Source organism: Micromonospora sp. RV43 (assembly GCF_001029515.1).
Lineage (GTDB): Bacteria > Actinomycetota > Actinomycetes > Mycobacteriales > Micromonosporaceae > Micromonospora > Micromonospora aurantiaca.
This window is the reverse complement of the sequence record NZ_LEKG01000093.1, coordinates 1-20,012: the sequence shown is the minus strand read 5'-3', so window position 1 is coordinate 20,012 and position 20,012 is coordinate 1. Positions and strand designations below refer to the sequence as shown.

Genomic DNA, 20,012 nt, shown 5'->3' with positions numbered 1-20,012 from the left:
CCTAGCCCCGCCGCCGCCCGCGCCGCGACCGGTTAACGCGCGGCGGCCGGTCGCCCGGCGGGCTGTTAAGAAGGGCCCCCTCCTCTACCTGAGGCGTTAAGAGGGGGCCCTTCCTTACGCGGACTCGCGCAGCACCAGCTCGGTCGGCAGCACCAGCGCCTGCTCGACCTCCTCGCCCGCGGCGATGCGCAGCAGTTGCCGGGTCATCGACCGGCCCAGCTCCACTATCGGCTGCCGCACGGTGGTCAGCGGCGGCTCGGTGTAGGCGGCCGTCTCGATGTCGTCGAACCCGATCACCGCCACGTCCTCGGGTACCCGCCGCCCGGCCTCCCGCAGCGTCCGCAGGGCGGCGTGCGCCATCAGGTCGGAGGCGGCGAACACGGCGTCCAGTTCCGGGTCGGCGGCGAGCAGCTCGCGCATCGCGGCGGTGCCGGACTCCCGGGTGAAGTCGCCGTACGCGACCAGCTCCGGCAGCCCGGCGTCGGTGATCGCGTTGCGGTAGCCGATCAGCCGTTCGATCCCGGCGACCATGTCCTGCGGCCCGGCGATGGTGGCGATCCGCCGCCGCCCGCTCGCGATCAGGTGCTGGACGGCTGTGCTCACGCCGCCTTCGTGGTCGACGTCCACGTACGGCACGTCGGCGCCGTCGAGCGGCCGGCCGCTGCACACCACCGGGATGCCGAGGCGGGCCAGCCGGCCGGGCAGCGGGTCCTCGCCGTGCAGCGAGGCGAACAGCACCCCGTCGACGTGCCGGCCGGTGGTGTACCGCTCGACCCGTTCGTGCCCGGCCGGCGAACCGGCGAGCATCAGCACGAGCTGCTTGTCCGCCGCCTCCAGCTCCTGTGCCGCGCCCCGGATGATGCCCGGGAAGACCTGGTCGTCGGAGAAGACCCGGGTGGCCGCCTCGGGCAGCACCAGCGCGACCGAGTCGGTCCGCTGGGTGACCAGGCTGCGGGCGGCGAGGTTCGGGACGTACCCGAGTTCCTCGACCGCCCGGCGTACCGCCTGCCGGATCGGCTCGGCGACTGTGGTCGAGCCGTTCACCACCCGGGAGACGGTGGCCCGGGACACGCCGGCCAGCCGGGCCACCGCCTCCAGGGTCGGTCGCTGTGCCGTCGTCATCCCCGTAACCACCACCTCGTCACAGCCCGTTCCGGGCGATCACCTCCTGGTACCAGCGGGCACTGCGCTTGGGTGTGCGCCGCTGGGTCAGGTAGTCGACGTGGACGATCCCGAACCGCTTCCGGTAACCCTCGGCCCATTCGAAGTTGTCCAGCACCGACCATACGAGATAACCACGCAGGTCCACGCCGCGGGCGATGGCTTCGTGCGCCGCGCGCAGGTGCCCGTCGAGGTAGGCGACCCGGTCGGCGTCGGCCACCCCGCCCTGCTCGTCGAGGTCGGTGTCGGGGAACGCCCCGCCGTTCTCGGTGATCATCAACGGTAGCCCGGGATAGTCGGCCGCGACGCGTTCCAGCAGCCGGGCCAGCCCGGCCGGCTCGATCGACCAGCCCATCTCGGTCAGCGGCCCGGCCGGCGGCAGGAACTCGACCGCCCCGGCGGTGCCCGGGTACGCGGCACCTCCCGTGCCGTCCGCCCGCCCGGCCACGTAGGTGGGCGCGTAGTAGTTCAGGCCGAGCAGGTCCAGCGGCGCGGCGATCAGCTTCTCGTCCCCGTCCCGGACGAAGTCCGGCGCGACGATCCGGCTGACGTGGGCCAGCACGTCCGCCGGGTAGCCGCCGCCGGTGAGCGGGTCCAGGAAGATCCGGTTGTGCAGGCCGTCGACCAGCCGGACCGCCTCGGCGTCAGCGGCGCTGCCCGCGTCCGCCGGTTGCACGTCGGCCAGGTTGAGCGTGATCCCGAGCGTCTTCGCGCCTGCCGCGCGCAGCGCCCGCGCCGCCAGGCCGTGGCCGAGCAGCAGATGGTGTACGGCCCGGAACGCGTCACCGGCATCGCGGCGCCCCGGCGCGTGCACGCCCGAGCCGTACCCCAGGTAGGCCGAGCACCACGGCTCGTTGAGCGTGGTCCAGGTGCGCACCCGGTCGCCGAGACGGCCGTGCACGGCGAGCGCGTACTCGGCGAAGTGCTCGGCGGTCTCCCGGACGGTCCAGCCGCCCCGGTCCTCCAGCGCCTGCGGCAGGTCCCAGTGGTAGAGCGTGACGATCGGGTCGAGGCCGGCGTCCAGCAGCGCGTCGGTCAGCCGGTCGTAGAAGTCGAGCCCGCGCGGCTCGACCGGGCCGGTGCCGTCCGGCCGCACGCGGGGCCAGGACACCGAGAACCGGTACGCCCGCAGCCCCAGGTCGGCCATCAGCGCGACGTCCTCGGCGTACCGGTGGTAGTGGTCGCAGGCCACGTCGCCGGTGTGGCCCTGAAACACCGCGCCCGGCGTACGGCTGAAGGTGTCCCAGATCGACGGGCCGCGACCGTCCTCGCGTGCGGCGCCCTCGATCTGGTACGCGGCGGTGGCCCCGCCCCAGACGAAGCCCTCCGGGAATCGGACGTTGCTCATGCCTTGACCGCACCTTCCATGATGCCGCCGATGATCTGGCGGCCGAAGACGACGAACACCAGCAGCAGCGGCAGCGTGGCGATCGCCGTGCCGGTGAACACCTGCGACATGTCCTGGTAGTACCCGTCGGAGAGGGCCCGCAGCGACAGCTGCACCGTCGGGTTCTCCGGGTCGTTCAGCACCGCGTACGGCCACAGGAAGTCGTTCCAGGTGGTCATGAACGTGAGCAGGCCGAGGACGGCGGCGGCCGGGCGCAGCGCGGGCAGCACCACGTTCCAGTAGATCCGCGCGGTGTTGCAGCCGTCCATCCGCGCCGCCTCGATCAGCTCGGTGCTGACCGCCTGGCCCGCGTACTGGCGCATCATGAACACGCCGAAGCCGGTCACCAGCGCCGGCACGATCACGGCGGGCAGCCGGTCGTTCCAGTTCAGTTTCGTCATCAGCAGGTAGAGCGGGATCACGCCGAGCTGGGTGGGGACCATCATGGTGGCGACGATGACCAGCAGCAGCGCGTTGCGCCCGCGGAAGCGCAGCTTGGCGAACGCGAACCCGGCCAGCGTGGAGAAGAACACCACCGAGATCGTGACGGTGGTGGCCACGATCGCCGAGTTGATCAGGCCGGTGAGGAAGTACGCATCGGTGTTGTCGAACAGCCGGGCGATGTTGGCGCCGAGGTTGCCGCCGGGCGTGAGCGGCGGCGGCACCTGCCCCATCGTGTCGCTGGTCCGGCTGGCCACCACGAACATCCAGTAGATCGGGAAGATCGACAGGATGGCCGAGAGCGTCAGCGCCAGGTAGGTGAGCCGGCTTGCCGACCAGAGGCGGGTCATCGGGAGACCTCCTTGCGGGAGCCGCCGCCGAGCCGGCGCAGGAGCAGGACGTTGATCGCCGCGACCACAGCGATGAGCGCGAACAGCAGCCAGGCGACTGCCGAGCCGTAGCCGAAGTTGTAGTGCGGCGCGAAGGCGTTCTCGAACATGTACATGGTCACCGTCTGCGACTCCCGCAGCGGCCCGCCGCGGATCGCGTTGGTGCCGGAGTTGAACATCCGCGGCTCGGTGAAGAGCTGGAGGCCGCCGATGGTGGAGATGATGACCGCGAAGATGATCGTCGGCTTGAGCAGCGGCACCGTGATTGACCAGAACTGGCGGGCCCGGCCGGCGCCGTCGATCGCCGCCGACTCGTACAGGTCGCGGGGGATGGCCTGCATGGCGGCCAGGAAGATCAGCGCGTTGTAGCCGGTCCAGCGCCAGTCGACCATCGTGGAGATGGCGACCCAGGCGGCGAACCGGTTCGCCTTCCAGTCGATCGCGTTGATCCCGACGTGGTCGAGCAGCCAGTTGATCATGCCGAACTCGCGGCCGAACAGCACCGCGAACACGATCGCCACGGCGGCGGTCGACGTGACGTTCGGGATCAGCACCGCCATCCGCCAGGTGGTACGGGCGCGCAGCTGCCGGTTGAGCAGGTTGGCCAGCCAGAGCGCTGCGAGCAGCTGGGGGACCGTGGAGATCACGAAGATGCCCAGCGTGTTGACGACCGAGTGCCAGAAGTCCGAGTCGGCGAGCAGCTGGGTGTAGTTGTCGAAGCCGATGAACGGGTGCTCGGCGCCGAGCAGGTCCCAGTCGTGCAGCGAGACCCAGAACGTGTACGCCAGCGGGTACGCCCCGAAGACGCCGAACAGCAGGAAGAACGGGGCGATGAACAGGTACGGCGAGTACTTGGTGTCGATCCGGCTGAGCCGGTTGCCCAGGCCGGGACGGGTGGGGCGGGGTGCCGGTGCGACCGGCGGGCGGGCGTCGAGCTGGACGGCCATGACCCGGGACTCCTTTCCGCCGTGCGGGCGGCCCCCGTGGCCGGGTGGCCGCCCGCACGCGCTGCTCGGGTTACTTGGCGGCGGCCTTCTCGGCGTTGGCGACCGCGTCGGTCCAGCCCTGCTCCGGGGAGCGCTTGCCCAGCTCCACGCTGCGGACGGCGTTCTCGACCTCGGTGCGTACGGCCTGGTTCTTCGGTCCCATGTAGACCGGCTTCAGGCTCTTGGCGCCCTCGGCGAAGATCTTCCCGACCGGTGCCTCGGAGAAGTAGGCGTTCTTCGAGTCGATGATCGCCGGATCCTCCAGCGCCTGCGGGGACGAGGGCAGCGGGCCCTTCGCCTTGAACGCGCCGATCTGACCCTTGGCGCTGGTCAGGAACTTGGCCAGTTCGATCGCCTCGGCCTGGTGCTTGCTCTGCTTCGGCACGGCGAGGAACGAGCCGCCCCAGTTGCCGCCGTCGCCGGGGATCTGGGCGATGTCCCACTTGCCCTTGGCGGCGGCGCCGGCGTTGCCCTCGATCACGCCGGTCATCCAGGCCGGGCAGGCGATGGTGGCGAACTTCGACTGCTTGAACGCCGACACCCACTCCTCGGACCAGGAGCCGTACTTGCCGGACAGCCCCGAGTCGATGATGTCCATCGTGGTGTCGTACGCCTGCTTCACCGCCGGGTTGCTGCCCACGACGAGGTTGTTGCCGGTGTCGTAGTAGCTGTAGCCGCTGCTGTTGCCGGCGGTCTGGAGCAGGATCGTGTTGAACGTGTTCGTCGCGGCGTCCAGGAACGAGGCGCCCGTCTTCTTCGCGGTGAACTGCTCGCCGACCTTGATGTAGTCCTGCCAGGTGGGCCAGAGCTTGGACACCGCGTCGCGGTCGGTGGGCAGGCCGGCCTTGGCGAACAGGTCCTTGCGGTAGCACATCGCCATGCCGCCGACGTCGGTGCCGAGGCCGATGAGCTGCTTGCCGTCGGCGGTGAGCCCCTGGTTCCACTTCCAGTCGAGGAAGTTGCCCTTCAGGTCGGCCGCGCCGTGGTCGAGCAGGTTGACGAAGTTCTGCGGGTTGGCCTTGTACTCGACGAGCAGGCCCTCCTCGATGGCCACCACGTCACCGGCGCCCTTGCCCGCGGCGAGCCACTGGGTGAGCTTCGGGGAGTACTCGTCGAGGTTGCCGCCGGTGCCCCGCTCGACGATCTTCACGCCGGGGTGGCTGGCCATGTACTCCTGGTAGAGGTCGGCGTAACCGAACTGGCCGAAGACGTCGACGGTGAGTGTTATCGGCCCGTCGGCGGCGGCATCGTCGCCGCCGCCGCAGGCGGTGGTGCCGAGCAGTGCGGTGGCGGCCACCAGGGCCACCGCCGCCAGGCGGCGGCGCGTGAAGGTGAGCATGCTGTCCTGACCTCTCGGGTCGTCGAAACGGGTGGTGGAAGGCGGTTCCGGAACTTAGAGAGCGCTCTCACGACAGCGTGGTGGAGGGTCGTGGACCTTGTCAAGAGAGCGCTCTCAGAGGTGTCCGAAAGAAGGAGAGGGGCGACCGTCGCCCCTCTCCGTCGGTGCCTGTCGTCAGCCGACCCGCAGGCCGCCCAGCAGGGAACGGTCGCCCGCCACGTCCAGCGCGTCGAAGCTGATCCGGCCCATCAGCGCCAGCAGCAGATCGCTCGCCGTGCCGGCCACCTGCGCCCGCGCGCGGTGGTCGTCGTGGTCGAGGATCGTCGCGGTGTCCAGCAGCGCAACCCCCTCACCCCGCAACCGCAGGTACCACTCCTGTGCGGCATCGGTCGCGTTCAGCTGCACCACGCCGCGCCACTGCCCGGCATGCACCCGCCGTCCCGCCGGCAGCCAGGTGTCCAGCACCTCGCTCACCCCGTCGGCCGCGAGCTTCGCCTCGATCGGATCACCCGCACCGATCGCGAGCTGGGCGTCCCAGCGGTGCACAGCCGTCTCGTGCGCCAGCCGGCGTGGCCAGAAGACCGCCTTCTTCGGCTGCGGCGCGAAGTTCCAGGCCGGCGCCTCCGGGTCCGTCGCCTCCAGCAGCGCGCTGATCCGCTCGTACTCCTGCGTGAACCACTGCGCCGCGGTCAGGCCCGCCGGCGGCTCCGGGTCGTGCCGCTCCGGGCGGGTCGCGATGCCCGCGGTCAGCACGGTGCCCGCCCAGGCGTACGCGCGGGTCAGGTGATGAGCGAGATCGGTGACGGTCCAGCCGGGACAGGACAGCACGGGTGTCTCGGGCGGCGCCTCAGCCACCGCCGCGGCGAAGGCGGGGCCCTCCGTGCGCAGCGCGCCGATCCAGAAGTCCTTCGTGTGGTGCAGTCTGCTCATCGCCATCCTCCCGGGGGTGACCGGGCCACCAGTGGGTGCTCCGGCTACCCCTCAGCCTAGGGTGAAAGGCGTGTCAGACGTCTACGCCGAACCGGCGACTGCCGGTGACCCGACCGATCCGGCCACCCTGGCGCGCTACACCACGCTCCGGCTCGGTGGCCCCGCCGGGCGGCTGGAGATCGCCGGCGACGCCGCCCAGATCGTACTGAAGGTGCAGGAAGCGGAAGCCCGGGAGCAGGCCGTGCTGGTGCTGGCGGGCGGTAGCAACGTCGTGATCGGCGACCAGGGCTTCCCCGGCACCGTCGTGCTCGTCCGCTCCCGGGGGTTCCGGACCGTCGCCGAGGACGGCGACACCGTCACGGTACGTGTCGAAGCCGGCGAGCCGTGGGACGACCTCGTCGCCGCCACCGTCGAGCGCGGCTGGTCCGGGCTGGAGTGCCTCTCCGGCATCCCCGGGTCGGCCGGCGCGACCCCGATCCAGAACGTCGGCGCGTACGGCCAGGAGGTCGCCGAGACGATCGTCGCAGTCGAGGCGTACGACCGGACCCGCCGCGAGGTGGTGCGGATCGCCGCGGCGGACTGCGGGTTCGTCTACCGGGGCAGCGTCTTCAAGTACAGCGACCGCTGGGTGGTGCTCACCGTCGACTTCCGGCTCACCCGGTCCCCGCTGTCCGGCCCGGTCCGCTACGCCGAACTGGCCCGGGCGCTCGGCGTCGAGGTGGGTGACCGGGTGCCGCTCGCCGACGCCCGCGCCACGGTGCGCAAGCTGCGCGCCGGCAAGGGCATGGTGCTGGACGCGGCCGACCCGGACACCTGGTCGGTGGGCTCGTTCTTCACCAACCCGGTGCTGCCGGGCGAGGTGTTCGAGCAGGTACGGGAACGCGCTGCCGACCTGGGGGAGCCGCCGAACTGGCCGGGCGCCGACGGGGCGGTGAAGGTCAGCGCGGCGTGGCTGATCGACAAGGCCGGGTTCGGCAAGGGGTACGCGGGCCCGGAGGGCGTCGCCATCTCCAGCAAGCACACGCTGGCGCTCACGAACCGTTCCGGCACCGCCAGTACGGCCGCGCTGGTGGCGCTGGCCCGCGAGATCCGCGACGGCGTCCAGTCCCGCTTCGGCGTGACCCTCCACCCCGAGCCAGTCCTCATCAACTGCACCATCTGACCCCGCCTCACCCCCGCGATCTTGCACTCCCGGCCCTCGATTCAGGCGTTTTGACCTGTTTTACCGGGGCGGCAAGTGCAAGATCAACGCGCCGTGAGAGGGCTCGGCGGGGCTCGCCGAGAGCGGGGCTTCGCGGAAGGGCGGCTGACTGCCAGCGGCCAGGGGGCGCGGCGGGCGACGAGCGCGGGTGCGGTGCGGTTAGCGGGGGGCTACGGCGGGCCAAGGGAGCGTCAGGTAGCCGTGGCGCCACGTGCGGGGGGTGTCCTGGACCGGCCAGCCTGACTCCTTCACCGCCTCGACCGTCCGCAGCCATCGTTGCCGAGGGCCGAACGGGGCGTAGCCGGCGGCCGAGCGCCACGCCTGTTCCAGCGCCTCGATCAGGTCGTGGACGCGTTCACCCGGAACGTTGCGGTGGATCAGCGCCTTCGGCAGCCGTTCGGCGAGCGTGGCAGGGCTCTCCAGCGTGGTCAGCTTCGTCGACAGCGTGAGCGTGCGTGGGCCGGTGGCGTCGAGCAGCACCCAGGAGCCGAGCCGCCCCAGCTCGTCGCAGGTGCCCTCGACCAGCAGCCCGCCCGGCGCGAGCCGCCCGGTGACCGTGTGCCAGGCGTCGGCCACCTCGCTCTCGTCGTACTGGCGGAGCACGTTGAACGCCCGCACCAGCGCGGGACGCAGTCCGGCCAGCTCGAAGCCGCCCCTGGCGAACGTCAGCCCGGGCGGGTCGGCGGCGGGGCGGGCGGCGGCGACGCGTACCGGATCGATCTCCAGGCCGACCACCCGCACGTCGGCGCGGACCCCGGCCGCGAGACGGGCCCGCAGTTCGACGGGTGTGACCGGGGTGGCGCCGTAGCCCAGGTCCACCACGAGCGGATCGGCGGCGGCGCGCAGCGCGTCGCCGCAGGTCTCGACGATCCAGTTGTCCACCCGCCGGAGCCGGTTGGGGTTCGTCGTGCCCCGGGTGGCCACGCCGAGCGGACGCTCCATCAGTGCCTCCGGGTCAGCGACTGCGGGGCTCGCAAGACCGGCTCACTCCTCGCGCTTCACGACGTCCGGTGCACCTTGTGCTGCGCGGCCTGGGCCAGCGGGCGGACCACGAGCTGGTCGATGTTGACGTGGTGCGGGCGGGTCGCGCACCAGGCGACGCAGTCGGCCACGTCGTCCGCAACGAGCGGTTCGGCGACTCCGGCGTAGACCGCCTCGGCCCGGTCGGTGTCACCGCCGAAGCGCACCAGGCCGAACTCCTCGGTCTTCACCATGCCGGGGTCGATCTCGATCACCCGGACCGGGCGGCCGCACAGTTCGAGCCGGAGCGTGCCGGCGATGGCGGTCTGGGCGTGCTTGGCGGCCGTGTAGCCGCCGCCGCCCTCGTAGACCACGTGCCCGGCGGTGGAGCTGACGATCACGATCGTGCCGGCGCCGGAGCGCTCCAGCGCCGGGAGCAGCGCCTTGGTGACGCGCAGCGTGCCGAGCACGTTGACGTCGTACATCCATTGCCAGTCGCCCACGTCGGCCGTCTCGACCGGGTCCAGGCCGCGGGCGCCGCCGGCGTTGCTCACCAGCAGCGTGACCGGCCCGGGTGCGGCCTCGGCGGCGGCGGCCAGGCCGGCCACCGACTCGTCCGAGGTCACGTCGCAGGCCACCGCTGTCGCCGCGCCGCCGGCCGCCTCGATCTCCGCCACGATCGCGGCCAGCCGGTCGGTACGCCGGGCGGCGGCCAGCACGTGGAATCCCTCGGCGGCGAGCCGGCGGGCGGTGGCCGCACCGATCCCGCTGGACGCCCCGGTGACGATGGCGACTGAAGTCATCCGGTCATTGTCTCCCGTCGCCGGGCCGGGCGGCGGGATGAGGTCCGTCACGCCCGGGACCCGACGGAAAGCATTTCCGTACCCCGATGGGGAAGATGACATCCGGCACACGGGTTGACCGAGAAGCGCCGGTCGTGCGGGACGGCATCAACCGTGACAGAGGGAGCGGACGTGGCGGATTTGCACACCGGTGTCGGTCGTCAGCGAGGTGCCCTTCCGTGCCCGCGGCCCCGCCGTATCGCCACCCTGTCGGTGCACACGTCGCCGCTGCACCAGCCCGGCACGGGTGACGCGGGCGGCATGAACGTCTACATCCTGGAGGTTGCCCGGCGGCTGGCCGAGGCCGACGTCGAGGTGGAGATCTTCACCCGTGCCACCGCCGGTGACCTGCCCCCGGTGGTCGAGGTGGCGCCCGGCGTATCCGTCCGGCACGTCACCGCCGGACCGCTGGAAGGGCTGACCAAGGAGGAACTGCCGGGTCAGCTCTGCGCCTTCACCGCCGGGGTGCTGCGTGCCGAGGCGGCCCGCCCGCCGGGCCACTACGACCTGATCCACTCGCACTACTGGCTCTCCGGTCAGGTCGGCTGGCTGGCCAAGGAGCGCTGGGGCGTACCGCTGGTGCACACCGCGCACACGCTCGCCAAGGTCAAGAACGCGCGTCTCGCCGTCGGAGACCGTCCCGAGCCGAAGGCCCGGGTGATCGGCGAGGAGCAGGTGGTCACCGAGGCGGACCGGCTGGTCGCCAACACCCGGGTCGAGGCCCGCGACCTGCTCGACCGGTACGCGGCCGAGCCGGACCGGGTGGCGGTCGTGGAGCCCGGCGTCGACCTGGACCGGTTCCGTCCCGCCGCGGGCGACCGGGACGCCGCGACCCGGGCCGCGCGCCGCCGGCTCGGCCTGCCGACCGACGGGTACGTGGTCGCGTTCGTCGGCCGGATCCAGCCGCTGAAGGCGCCGGACGTGCTGGTCCGCGCCGCCGCCGCGCTGCGCGAACGGGATCCGGCGCTGGCCGGCGAGCTGACCGTGGTGATCTGCGGCGGTCCGAGCGGCACCGGCCTGGACCGGCCCACCGCGCTGATCGAACTCGCGCACGCGCTCGGCATCGCCGACCGGGTGCGTTTCCTCCCGCCGCAGACCGGCGCCGACCTGCCCGCCCTCTACCGGGCCGCGGACCTGGTCGCGGTGCCGTCGCACAACGAGTCGTTCGGGCTGGTCGCGCTGGAGGCCCAGGCGTGCGGCACGCCGGTGCTGGCCGCCGCCGTGGGCGGCCTGGTGACCGCGGTACGCGACGGCGTCAGCGGCATGCTCATCGACGGGCACGACCCGGTCGACTGGGCCCGCGCGCTGGCCCGCCTGCTGCCCGATCCGGTACGCCGTGCCGCGCTGGGCCGCGGCGCCGAGCGGCACGCCCGGGACTTCTCCTGGCACCGCACCGCCTCCGGCCTGCTCGCGGTCTACGGGGAGGCGATCACCGAGCACCGGGCCCGGCTGGCGCGGCGGTGCGGCGATCCGGCCCTGCTGTGCTCCTGGTGATCCGCCACCCGGCGGCCCCGGTACGCCGGTCGTAGAGTGGGTGCGATGAGCCGCAGGAGTGAGGTCGCCGCGCTGATCGAGTCCGTCTGCGCGGAGCGTGAGCTGGAGTGGGAGTCCACCGGCGAGGCGTCGTACGCGGTGACGCTGCCCGGCACGCACAAGCTCAAGACGATCTGCAACCTGATCGTGGGTGAGCACGCGCTGCGGGTCGAGGCGTTCGTGATGCGGCAGCCGGACGAACGCCGCGAGGAGCTGTGGGCCTGGCTGCTCCAGCGCAACGCCCGCATGTACGGCGTCTCGTTCTCCATCGACTCGGTCGGCGACGTCTACCTGACCGGGCGGGTCAACCTGGCCGGGATCGACGCCGACGAGCTGGACCGGCTGCTCGGTTCCGTGCTGACGTACGCCGACGAGTCGTTCGACAGCATGCTGGAGATCGGCTTCGGCACCGCCATCCGCCGGGAGTGGGAGTGGCGGGTCAAGCGCGGTGAGTCGACAGCCAACCTGGCCGCGTTCGCGCACCTCTTCGAGCCCTCCGCCACTGCCGGATCGTCCGCCGGAGGTTCGGAGCCCTCCTGACGGGTATGCCGCCCCGCGCGGTGCGGAGCACTGGGACCCACCGCGGGCCGAGGACGGACTGTCGAGGAGCGTGTCCCATGGCTCAGCGCAACAGCTCAGGTCGCGGCACGACTGCGACCCGGACCAAGCGGCAAACCGGCAATCAGACGCCGAACACCCCGAGGGTGTCGGAGTCGGCGATCTCCCGGATGAAGGTCGACGACCTCCGCAGCCAGCTCAAACGGCGCGGGGTCTCGGGGATCTCCGCGCTGCGGAAGCCGGAACTGGTGAAGACCCTGGCGCGGACCATGCGCGGGGAGGGCGGCGCCGCCCGGCGGAGCACCGGCCCGGCCGGCCGGCCGTCGGCGACCCGCAAGAGCACCGCCGCCAAGAAGACCACTGCGGCGAAGCGGACCACGTCGGCCCGCCGCAGCGCCACGTCGCCGGCGAAGGCCGCGCCGGCCGCACGCGCCACCGGCGCCAGGGCCAAGGCGACGGGTACGCGCAAGGCGGCGCCCGCCCGCGCGAAGGCGACCTCGTCCCGCGCGAAGGCGACCTCGTCCCGCGCGAAGGCGACCTCGTCCCGCGCGAAGGCGACCTCGTCCCGCGCGAAGACGGCCTCGTCCCGCGCGAAGGCGACGCCGGCGCGTGCCAAGGCCGCTCCGGCTCGCGCGAAGGCCGCTCCGGCTCGGGCGAAGGCGGCTCCTTCGCGCGCCAAGGCGGCCCCGTCGCGGGCCAAGGCGGCCCCGTCGCGGGCCAAGGCGGCGCCGGCTCGGAAGACGTCGTCCGCCCGGGCGCAGGCAGCGCCGACCCGTGGGCCGGCGTCCAGCCGGTCGATCGGATCGTCGCAGCTCATCACGTCCCTCGCGGACCGGCCGGAGCGTCCGGGCCGGAGTCTGGTCACCCGTAACCACGAGGTGATCCAGCGCTGGGCGCGGGCGCGGGGTGCGAAGCCCGCCACCATCGCGGGTACCGAGCGCGAGGGCCGGCCCGGGGTGCTGACGTTCAACATCCCCGGGTACCGGGAGAGCAGCCGGATCCGCGAGATCACCTGGGACGACTGGTTCCGCACGTTCGACCTGCGGCGGCTGAACCTGATCTACCAGGAGCAGATGCGGGACGGCCGGCAGAGCAACTTCTTCCGGACCGAGAACCCGAATCGCGAGGACGGCTGAGGTTTGCGGGAATGGCCGACGGGAACCCGGTGTTTGCCATTCCAGGGACGACAACACGGACAGCCGGGTTTCCGACACGGGCGCTGTGACGGGCAAGACAGCGATCTGGGTTGAATCCGGAATCCGGGCGAACTAACTTTATTGCACCGCGTCACGCTTGTTTACGTTCGGGGGAGCGGTGGATCGATCAGATCCGCGCAGGCGAGACGCGAAGATCGGGTGGAGCACGCCGTTGGGGGACGGTGCCACCCGTGGAACCGGCGGCGCGAGCGGGCGACGCTTACGGGGGTGAGTGTCGCCCGCCGCCGCCGGGCGTGCGGTACGAGCGCCCATCTCGACGGGGGTCGAGGTGGGCGCTCTGCCGTTGTCTCCCCGAGCCCTCAGCAGCCCTCAGCGAACGGATTCGACCGGTTTCGCCGCCGCTGCCCGCAGCGCGGCGACCCGCCGCTGCCCGCAGCGCGGCGACCCGCCGCTCCCGGCGCGGTCCGGCGAGCAGGTGCCCGGCGGCGGCCAGCAGGCCGAGCGCGCCCACCACCAGCCAGTGCCGCTCGCCCAGGTGTTCCAGGCTGAGCCCGCCGAGCGCCGGCGCCACGAACGACGCGGCCGGGAACGTCAGGTAGAACACCGACTGGTAACGGGCGCGCAGGTCGGGTGGCGCGAGGTCCGCGTTGATCTGCGCGTTCGGCGGCGCGGCGAGCATCTGCCCGACCGTCCAGACCACCGCCGCGCCGAGGTAGAGCGGCAGCCCGTCGGCCACTGTGAGCGCGCCGAACCCGAGCGCCATCAGGCCGGTCGAGACGGCCAGCACGCTCGACTTACGGTACGGCTCGATGAGCCGGGGCACGAACAACTGCCCGGCCACGATGAGCGCTCCGCCGAGCGCCACCACCAGCCCGTACGCCGACGGGCGCAGGCCGTCCTCGCGCATCGCCAGCGGCATGATCGTGGAGGTCTGCATGGTCAGCACGGCCAGCAGGAACGTCAGCCCGACGAACACCAGGAACGTGCGGTCGGTCAGCGCGGTGTGCAGCCCGGGACGGCGTCCCACCACCGCCCGTGGCGTGAGCGCCGGCCGCCGGGTGAGCGTCTCCGGCACCTTCAGCGCGATCACCACCGCCGCGGCCAGCGTGGCTCCCGCGTCGACCAGGAACAGCGCGGTGAAGCTTGCCTCGGCGAGGATGCCGGCCAGCAGCGAGGCCACCGCCATGCCCAGGTTGAACGCCCAGAACTGCAGGTTGAACGCGCGGGAGCGGCGCGCCTCGGGCACCACGTCCACGATGGCGGCCACGAACGCCGGGCTGGGCATCGAGTGCGCCACTCCGACCAGCGTGGCGAGTGCGGCGATCACCGCCAGGTGCGTGCTGAACGCCAGCGCCGCCATCAGCCCGGCGGCGGCGAGGTGGGCGGAGAGCAGCGTGGCCCGCCGTCCCCACCGGTCGGCCAGTACGCCGCCGAGCAGCGTCCCGGCCGCGCCGCCGATCCCGTACGCGCCGACCACCAGCCCGGCCAGCGACGGCGGGGCGCCCCGCGCGGCGGTCAGGTAGAGCGACAGGAACAGCAGCGCGAACGCGCCCGCCCGGTTGATCAGCAGACCGGACCAGAGGTACCAGAACGTGGCTGGTAGTCCGCCGGCTGTGTCGTCCCACCAGCGCCGCAGGCCGCGCACCCGTCCTCCAGGAAGGTTTCCTTACCGATTCCGTCCCGTACCGTATCCACCCGCCTTCGGGCGGCCGCGTCGGGGCGTACTCAGGAACCGGCCCGGACCGGCGCGGCGGGTGCGGTCGCAGCGGCCTCGCCCGCCTCGGGCGCCGGGGAGGCGGTGACGGTGACCGGCGTGACGGGCGTGCCCACGGCGCGCAGCGCGACCGCGCGGCGCTCCCGGGCCGGGCCGGAGATCAGGTGGGCGACCGCCGCCACGACGCCGATGCCCGCGCAGCCGAGCCAGAGCGTGCTGTTGCCGGCGTTCTCCCGGACCAGGCCGCCGAGAATCGGCGCGGCGGCGCCGGCGAGCTGCCAGGACAGCGAGAAGACGCCCTGGTAGCGGCCGCGCAGCGCGGCCGGGGACAGCTCGGCGATCAGGGTGGCGTTCGACGGCGAGTTGAGCATCTCGCCGACGGTCCAGATCAGCACGGTCAGGCCGTAGAGCCAGACCGTGTCGGCGAACGCGGTGAGCCCGAACCCGGCGCCCATCACCAGCGCCGCGAGGGCCAGCACGTGCGAGCGGCTGCGGCCCTTGATGAGCCGGGGTACGAACAGCTGGCCGACCACGATGAGCACGCCGTTCAGCGCGATCACCGAGCCGTACGTGGCCGGGCTGAGCCCGGAGTCGCCCATCGCGATCGGCAGCATCGAGATGTGCTGGAGGAACACCAGCGCGGCGAGCAGGTTGAGCGCGACGAAGCCGAGGAACACCCGGTCGGCGAGGATGGTGCGCAGCGCCCCGGCCGGCGCCGGCATCCCCTTGACCGGGAGCGCGGTGACCGGGCCGCGGGTCTCGCCGACCTTGGCGAAGATGATGAGCGCGGTCACCAGTGTGGTGGTCGCGTTCACCAGGAACAACAGCAGGTAGCTGCCCTGGGCGGCGAAGCCGGCGAGCACGGCGGCGCAGGCGAAGCCGAGGTTGATGGCCCAGTAGTTCAGCGAGAAGGCGCGCAGCCGGTCCTTGTCCGGTACGACGTCGACCATCATGGCGCCGAAGGCGGGGCGGGCCGCCTCGGCGAACGCGCCGAGCAGCAGCGCGCCGACTGCGACCGCCCAGAGCGGGCGGGCGAAGCCGAGCGCGATCATCATGCCCGCCGCGCCGACGTGCGCGGTGAGCAGCGTGGGCCGCCGTCCCCAGCGGTCGGTCAGGGTGCCGCCGATGGTGGTGCCGACCGCGCCGCCGGCGCCCCAGAGGCCGATCACCAGTCCGGCCTGGGAGGCGGAGAAGCCGCGTTCCTGGGTCAGGTAGATGGCCAGGAAGATCAGGACGAACGAGCCGAGCCGGTTGATCAGCGTGCCGGCCCAGAGGTACCAGAACGTCCGTGGCAGGCCACCGGCTGTGTCCTGGAACCAGCCCCGTACCGTCCGCATCCCGACGCCCCCCGCTTGGTAATGACCGACCTCTTTGAGACGCCTTACAACCTAGTGCCGGGCCGGAGCCGTGGTCATCAGGTTTTCCACGTGGTGGTCGTCACCACAGGTCGCCGCGTGTCCGCCCGCGCCGTACGGCAGGATGATCGGCATGACTGCGAGCGAGGGGCCCACCGTCGGGACGCTGGTCCTGCTGCGGCACGGCGAGAGCGACTGGAACGCCAAGAACCTCTTCACCGGCTGGGTCGACGTCGACCTGACCACCAAGGGGGAGACCGAGGCGCGGCGCGGCGGCGAGCTGCTGCGCGAGCACGACCTGCTGCCGGACGTGGTGCACACGAGCCTGATGCGCCGAGCCATCCGCACCGCCGAGCTGGCGCTGAACGCCGCCGACCGGCACTGGATCGCGGTACGCCGGTCGTGGCGGCTCAACGAACGCCACTACGGCGCCCTGCAGGGCAAGGACAAGAAGCAGACCCTCGACGAGTACGGCGAGGAGCAGTTCATGCTCTGGCGCCGCTCGTACGACACGCCGCCGCCGCCGATCGACGACGCGGACGAGTGGTCGCAGGTCGGCGACCCCCGGTACGCGCTGCTGCCGACCGAGCTGATGCCGCGCACCGAGTGCCTGAAGGACGTCGTCGACCGGATGCTGCCCTACTGGTACGACTCGATCGTGCCGGACATCCTGGCCGGCCGGACGGTGCTGGTGGCCGCGCACGGCAACTCGCTGCGCGCCCTGGTCAAGCACCTCGACCAGATCTCCGACGACGCGATCGCCAAGCTGAACATCCCCACCGGCATCCCGCTGCGCTACGACCTGGACGCCGACCTGCGCCCGCAGGTGCTCGGCGGGACGTACCTGGACCCGGACGCGGCGAAGGCTGCCGCCGCCGCGGTCGCCAACCAGGGCCGCTGAGCCTGGGTGTAAGGAAGGGCCCCTTTTTAACGTCTGCGGTAGAGGAGGGGCCCCTTATTAACACTCAGTGTTAATAAGGGGCCCTTCCTTGCACGGGGTCAGGCGGACGTGGAACCGGTGATCAGGTAGACCACGTGCTCGCCCGCGTTCACCGCGTGGTCGGCGAAACGCTCGTAGAAGCGACCCAGCAGCGTCGCGTCGATCGCCGTCTCCACCCCGTACGGCCAGTCGTCGCCGAGCAGCACGCCGAACAGGCTCTTGTGCAGGTCGTCCATCGCGTCGTCGTCGCTGTCCAGTTCGGCGGCCACGTCGGCGTCCGGCTTGGCCAGCACCGAGCCGATCTTCTCGGCCATCCGGTCGGCGATGCCGGCCATGTCGGTGAAGACCGGCCGCAGCTCCGCCGGCACCGCCGGGGACGGGTGGCGGCGCAGCGCCGTCTTCGCCACGTGGTCGGCCAGGTCGCCCATCCGTTCCAGATCGGCTGCCACGTGCAACGCGGTGATCATCGCCCGCAGGTCGGAGGCGACCGGCGCCTGCCGGGCCAGCAGGTCACAGACCCGCTCCTCCACGTGCCGGTAGAGGTCGTCGATCTCGGCGTCCCGCGCGATCACCGTCTCGGCGGCCGTCCGGTCGGCGGTGAGCAGCGCCTTGGTGGCCTGCCGCATGGCCGCGCGTACCGCCTCGGCCATGTCCACCAGCAACTGGCTGACAATCTGCAGGTCGGCCCGGAACTCGTCGCGCATCGTCACTTCCTGGGGTCGGTGGCCGCCACCCCGAGGGGTACGGCAGGAGCAGGTGCGCGCCCCAGGCTAGGCCGAACGGTCGGCACCAGGGTGAACGCGGATGAACGACGCGGGGCCCACAGGTGAACTTTGCCGAAAGCGAGAGTGGTTCGTCCCTTTGTGCCCGATACCCGGGTTAACAATGACCCTACGATCGCCGGGTGGAATGGGCGGTGGCCGTCGTGGTGGCCGGAGCACTGGTGACCGGACTGGTCGCCGGGGCGCTGCTGTCCGGACCCGTTGACGAATGGCGGCGCCGCCGGGCGCCGCGGGGCGGCGGGCTCCTCCGTCGTGACGCAGGGAGGACGACCATTCCGGACGACCAGCAGGGGGGCCTATCCGGGCTCGGCCGCAAGACGATCGACTCGCTGCGCGCAGGCGTGGTGGTGCTCGGCCCGGACGACGTTCCGGTGCTGGTGAACCCCGCCGCCCGGGCGATGGGACTGCTCCGTACCGGGGCGACGCCGGGGTCGATCGCGGCGCACCCGTTGATCCGTACCCTCGCCGGGCAGGTCCGCCGCACGGGCGTGCGGCGCGAGATAGAGCTGGACCTGCCCCGGGGCCGCGACGGCGGCGGGGACAACCCGCTCGGCGTGCACCTGCGGGCGATGGGACTGGGCTCCGGCTACATCTCGATCGAGGCGGTCGACGTCACCGAGTCGCACCGTCTCGCGCGGGTACGCCGGGACTTCGTCGCGAACGTCAGCCACGAGCTGAAGACGCCGATCGGTGCGCTGCAACTGCTCGCCGAGGCGCTCGTCGACGCCACCGAACCGGCCGCCGACGGCGCGCCCGACCTGTCCGAGGACCTGGTCGCCGCGCGGCGGTTCGCCGAGCGGATCCAGCACGAGTCGACCCGGCTCGGCCGCCTCGTGCAGGAGCTGCTGGAGCTGACCCGCCTCCAGGGCGCCGAACCGCAGCCCGCGCCCGAGCCGGTCTCGGTGGACTGGGTGCTCGCCGAGGTCGTCGACCGGACCCGCACCGCGGCCACCGCGCGCCGGGTGGAGATCGCCGTGGGTGGGCAGCGGGGCCTGACCGTGTACGGGAGTGACAGCCAACTCGCCACCGCTGTGGCGAACCTGGTGGAGAACGCGATCAACTACTCCGGCGAGGACACCACGGTCCGGGTGACAGTCACCGGCACCGAGGAGCACGTCGAGATCGCCGTGGCCGACCAGGGCATCGGCATCGCCCCGAACGAGGTCGACCGGATCTTCGAGCGCTTCTACCGGGCCGACCAGGCCCGCTCCCGGTCCACCGGCGGCACCGGCCTGGGCCTGGCCATCGTCAAACACATCGCCAGCAACCATGGCGGCCGGGTGGACGTGTCGAGCACCCTTGGTGGGGGGTCGACGTTCACTCTCCGGCTGCCCGCACGCCCCCCGGACGACCTGGAGGCGACACTCGCCTCCGCTGGGATCGAGGCCGGCCCGGCCGAGCTCCGGCAGGTCTGACCACAGGAAAGGAAACACCCGTTGAGCCGCGTACTGGTGGTCGAGGACGAGGAGTCGTTCTCCGACGCCCTGTCCTACATGCTCCGCAAGGAGGGGTTCGAGGTCTCCGTCGCCGCGACGGGCCCCGCCGCCCTCACCGAGTTCGACCGGACCGGCGCCGACATCGTGCTGCTCGACCTGATGCTGCCGGAGATGTCCGGTACCGAGGTCTGCCGGCAGCTCCGCCAGCGCTCGCACGTGCCGATCATCATGGTCACCGCGCGGGACAGCGAGATCGACAAGGTGGTCGGCCTGGAGATCGGCGCCGACGACTACGTGACCAAGCCGTACTCGCCGCGCGAACTGGTCGCCCGCATCCGGGCGGTGCTGCGCCGGCAGAGCGCCGAGTCGAACGAGACGGGCGCGCCGACGCTCACCGCCGGCCCGGTCCGGATGGACATCGAACGGCACGTGGTGACGGTCGGCGGCGCCGGGGTGCAGCTCCCGCTCAAGGAGTTCGAGCTGCTGGAGCTGCTGCTGCGCAACGCCGGGCGGGTGCTCACCCGGGGGCAGTTGATCGACCGGGTCTGGGGCGCCGACTACGTGGGCGACACCAAGACGCTGGACGTGCACGTGAAGCGGCTGCGCTCCAAGATCGAGCCGGAGCCGTCCGCCCCGCGCTACATCGTCACGGTCCGGGGCCTGGGCTACAAGTTCGAGCCCTGATCCCCCTTCCCCCCGGCCGCCCTATCCCGCCGCCCACCCGTCGCCGATCTTGGAGTTGTGGCGCCACGACATGCCCGCTTTGGCGCGCTTCGCGAGGCACCACAACTCCAAGATCGCCGGGTCGGCGCGGACAGTGATCAGCTCCCGCCGATCCCCGGGCAAGACCTGCCCAAGCCCCCCGGCCCCACCCGCCGATCTTGCACTTAGGTAACCGGCA

The 20,012-nt window shown here is 72.1% G+C and carries 18 protein-coding genes; 7 read left to right on the top strand and 11 right to left on the bottom strand.

Annotated features, from left to right (window positions below):
• Positions 1–114 precede the first annotated feature (114 nt).
• From ABD52_RS21885 to ABD52_RS21860, 6 genes are all read right to left on the bottom strand, one after another.
• On the bottom strand, positions 115–1,122 hold the full coding sequence (locus ABD52_RS21885) for a LacI family DNA-binding transcriptional regulator (RefSeq protein WP_047893042.1): 1,008 nt from the start codon (positions 1,120–1,122) through the stop codon (positions 115–117).
• Positions 1,123–1,141: 19 nt separating this feature from the next.
• The gene (locus ABD52_RS21880; protein ID WP_047893041.1) at positions 1,142–2,509 is read right to left on the bottom strand and encodes a GH1 family beta-glucosidase; all 1,368 of its coding nucleotides are present in this window, start codon (positions 2,507–2,509) and stop codon (positions 1,142–1,144) included.
• Positions 2,506–3,339 carry a carbohydrate ABC transporter permease gene (locus ABD52_RS21875; protein WP_013288790.1) on the bottom strand — a complete coding sequence of 278 codons (834 nt, stop codon included), beginning with the start codon at positions 3,337–3,339 and terminating at the stop codon, positions 2,506–2,508. The genes ABD52_RS21880 and ABD52_RS21875 overlap by 4 nt, the downstream gene beginning before the upstream one ends.
• Complete coding sequence (locus tag ABD52_RS21870) at positions 3,336–4,325, bottom strand: carbohydrate ABC transporter permease (RefSeq protein ID WP_013288789.1); 990 nt, start codon at positions 4,323–4,325, stop codon at positions 3,336–3,338. The genes ABD52_RS21875 and ABD52_RS21870 overlap by 4 nt, the downstream gene beginning before the upstream one ends.
• 70 nt (positions 4,326–4,395) lie before the next feature.
• The gene (locus ABD52_RS21865; protein WP_013475130.1) at positions 4,396–5,703 is read right to left on the bottom strand and encodes an extracellular solute-binding protein; all 1,308 of its coding nucleotides are present in this window, start codon (positions 5,701–5,703) and stop codon (positions 4,396–4,398) included.
• A gap of 174 nt (positions 5,704–5,877) precedes the next feature.
• Positions 5,878–6,633 (bottom strand): maleylpyruvate isomerase family mycothiol-dependent enzyme, encoded by a 756-nt coding sequence (locus ABD52_RS21860; protein ID WP_013288787.1) that lies wholly within the window; start codon positions 6,631–6,633, stop codon positions 5,878–5,880.
• A gap of 70 nt (positions 6,634–6,703) precedes the next feature.
• On the opposite strand from ABD52_RS21860, the gene ABD52_RS21855 reads away from it, so the two are divergent.
• The gene (locus ABD52_RS21855; protein ID WP_047893040.1) at positions 6,704–7,795 is read left to right on the top strand and encodes a UDP-N-acetylmuramate dehydrogenase; all 1,092 of its coding nucleotides are present in this window, start codon (positions 6,704–6,706) and stop codon (positions 7,793–7,795) included.
• Between the two features lie 198 nt (positions 7,796–7,993).
• Here ABD52_RS21855 and ABD52_RS21850 read toward each other — a convergent pair whose 3' ends face one another.
• Entirely contained in the window at positions 7,994–8,776 is a 783-nt protein-coding gene (locus ABD52_RS21850) for a hypothetical protein (protein WP_013288785.1), read from the bottom strand.
• 56 nt (positions 8,777–8,832) lie between these two features.
• Complete coding sequence (locus tag ABD52_RS21845) at positions 8,833–9,597, bottom strand: SDR family NAD(P)-dependent oxidoreductase (protein ID WP_047893039.1); 765 nt, start codon at positions 9,595–9,597, stop codon at positions 8,833–8,835.
• 171 nt (positions 9,598–9,768) lie between these two features.
• Between ABD52_RS21845 and mshA the strand changes: the two genes are divergently transcribed.
• The 3 genes from mshA to ABD52_RS41710 all read left to right on the top strand — a co-directional run bounded on the left by mshA (position 9,769) and on the right by ABD52_RS41710 (position 12,863).
• Positions 9,769–11,130 (top strand): D-inositol-3-phosphate glycosyltransferase, encoded by a 1,362-nt coding sequence (gene mshA / locus ABD52_RS21840; protein ID WP_047893038.1) that lies wholly within the window; start codon positions 9,769–9,771, stop codon positions 11,128–11,130.
• Between the two features lie 45 nt (positions 11,131–11,175).
• The gene (locus ABD52_RS21835; RefSeq protein ID WP_013288782.1) at positions 11,176–11,709 is read left to right on the top strand and encodes a YbjN domain-containing protein; all 534 of its coding nucleotides are present in this window, start codon (positions 11,176–11,178) and stop codon (positions 11,707–11,709) included.
• A 188-nt stretch (positions 11,710–11,897) separates the two neighbouring features.
• A complete protein-coding gene (locus tag ABD52_RS41710; protein WP_368665016.1) occupies positions 11,898–12,863 on the top strand; it encodes a hypothetical protein in 966 nt (321 codons plus the stop codon).
• A gap of 280 nt (positions 12,864–13,143) precedes the next feature.
• Here the strand turns inward: ABD52_RS41710 and ABD52_RS21825 are convergent, their stop codons facing one another.
• Positions 13,144–14,529, bottom strand: coding sequence for an MFS transporter (locus ABD52_RS21825; RefSeq protein WP_235437524.1), 1,386 nt, complete (start codon positions 14,527–14,529; stop codon positions 13,144–13,146).
• Positions 14,530–14,609: 80 nt separating this feature from the next.
• Entirely contained in the window at positions 14,610–15,935 is a 1,326-nt protein-coding gene (locus tag ABD52_RS21820) for an MFS transporter (protein ID WP_047893036.1), read from the bottom strand.
• 151 nt (positions 15,936–16,086) lie between these two features.
• On the opposite strand from ABD52_RS21820, the gene ABD52_RS21815 reads away from it, so the two are divergent.
• A complete protein-coding gene (locus tag ABD52_RS21815; RefSeq protein ID WP_013475136.1) occupies positions 16,087–16,854 on the top strand; it encodes a phosphoglyceromutase in 768 nt (255 codons plus the stop codon).
• A 98-nt stretch (positions 16,855–16,952) separates the two neighbouring features.
• Here the strand turns inward: ABD52_RS21815 and phoU are convergent, their stop codons facing one another.
• Positions 16,953–17,597, bottom strand: a complete 645-nt coding sequence (gene phoU, locus ABD52_RS21810) for a phosphate signaling complex protein PhoU (RefSeq protein WP_013288777.1) — start codon at positions 17,595–17,597, stop codon at positions 16,953–16,955.
• Between the two features lie 200 nt (positions 17,598–17,797).
• On the opposite strand from phoU, the gene ABD52_RS21805 reads away from it, so the two are divergent.
• Positions 17,798–19,090, top strand: a complete 1,293-nt coding sequence (locus tag ABD52_RS21805; RefSeq protein ID WP_235437523.1) for a cell wall metabolism sensor histidine kinase WalK — start codon at positions 17,798–17,800, stop codon at positions 19,088–19,090.
• 21 nt (positions 19,091–19,111) lie between these two features.
• Positions 19,112–19,795 carry a response regulator transcription factor gene (locus tag ABD52_RS21800; RefSeq protein ID WP_047893035.1) on the top strand — a complete coding sequence of 228 codons (684 nt, stop codon included), beginning with the start codon at positions 19,112–19,114 and terminating at the stop codon, positions 19,793–19,795.
• Positions 19,796–20,012 lie beyond the last annotated feature (217 nt).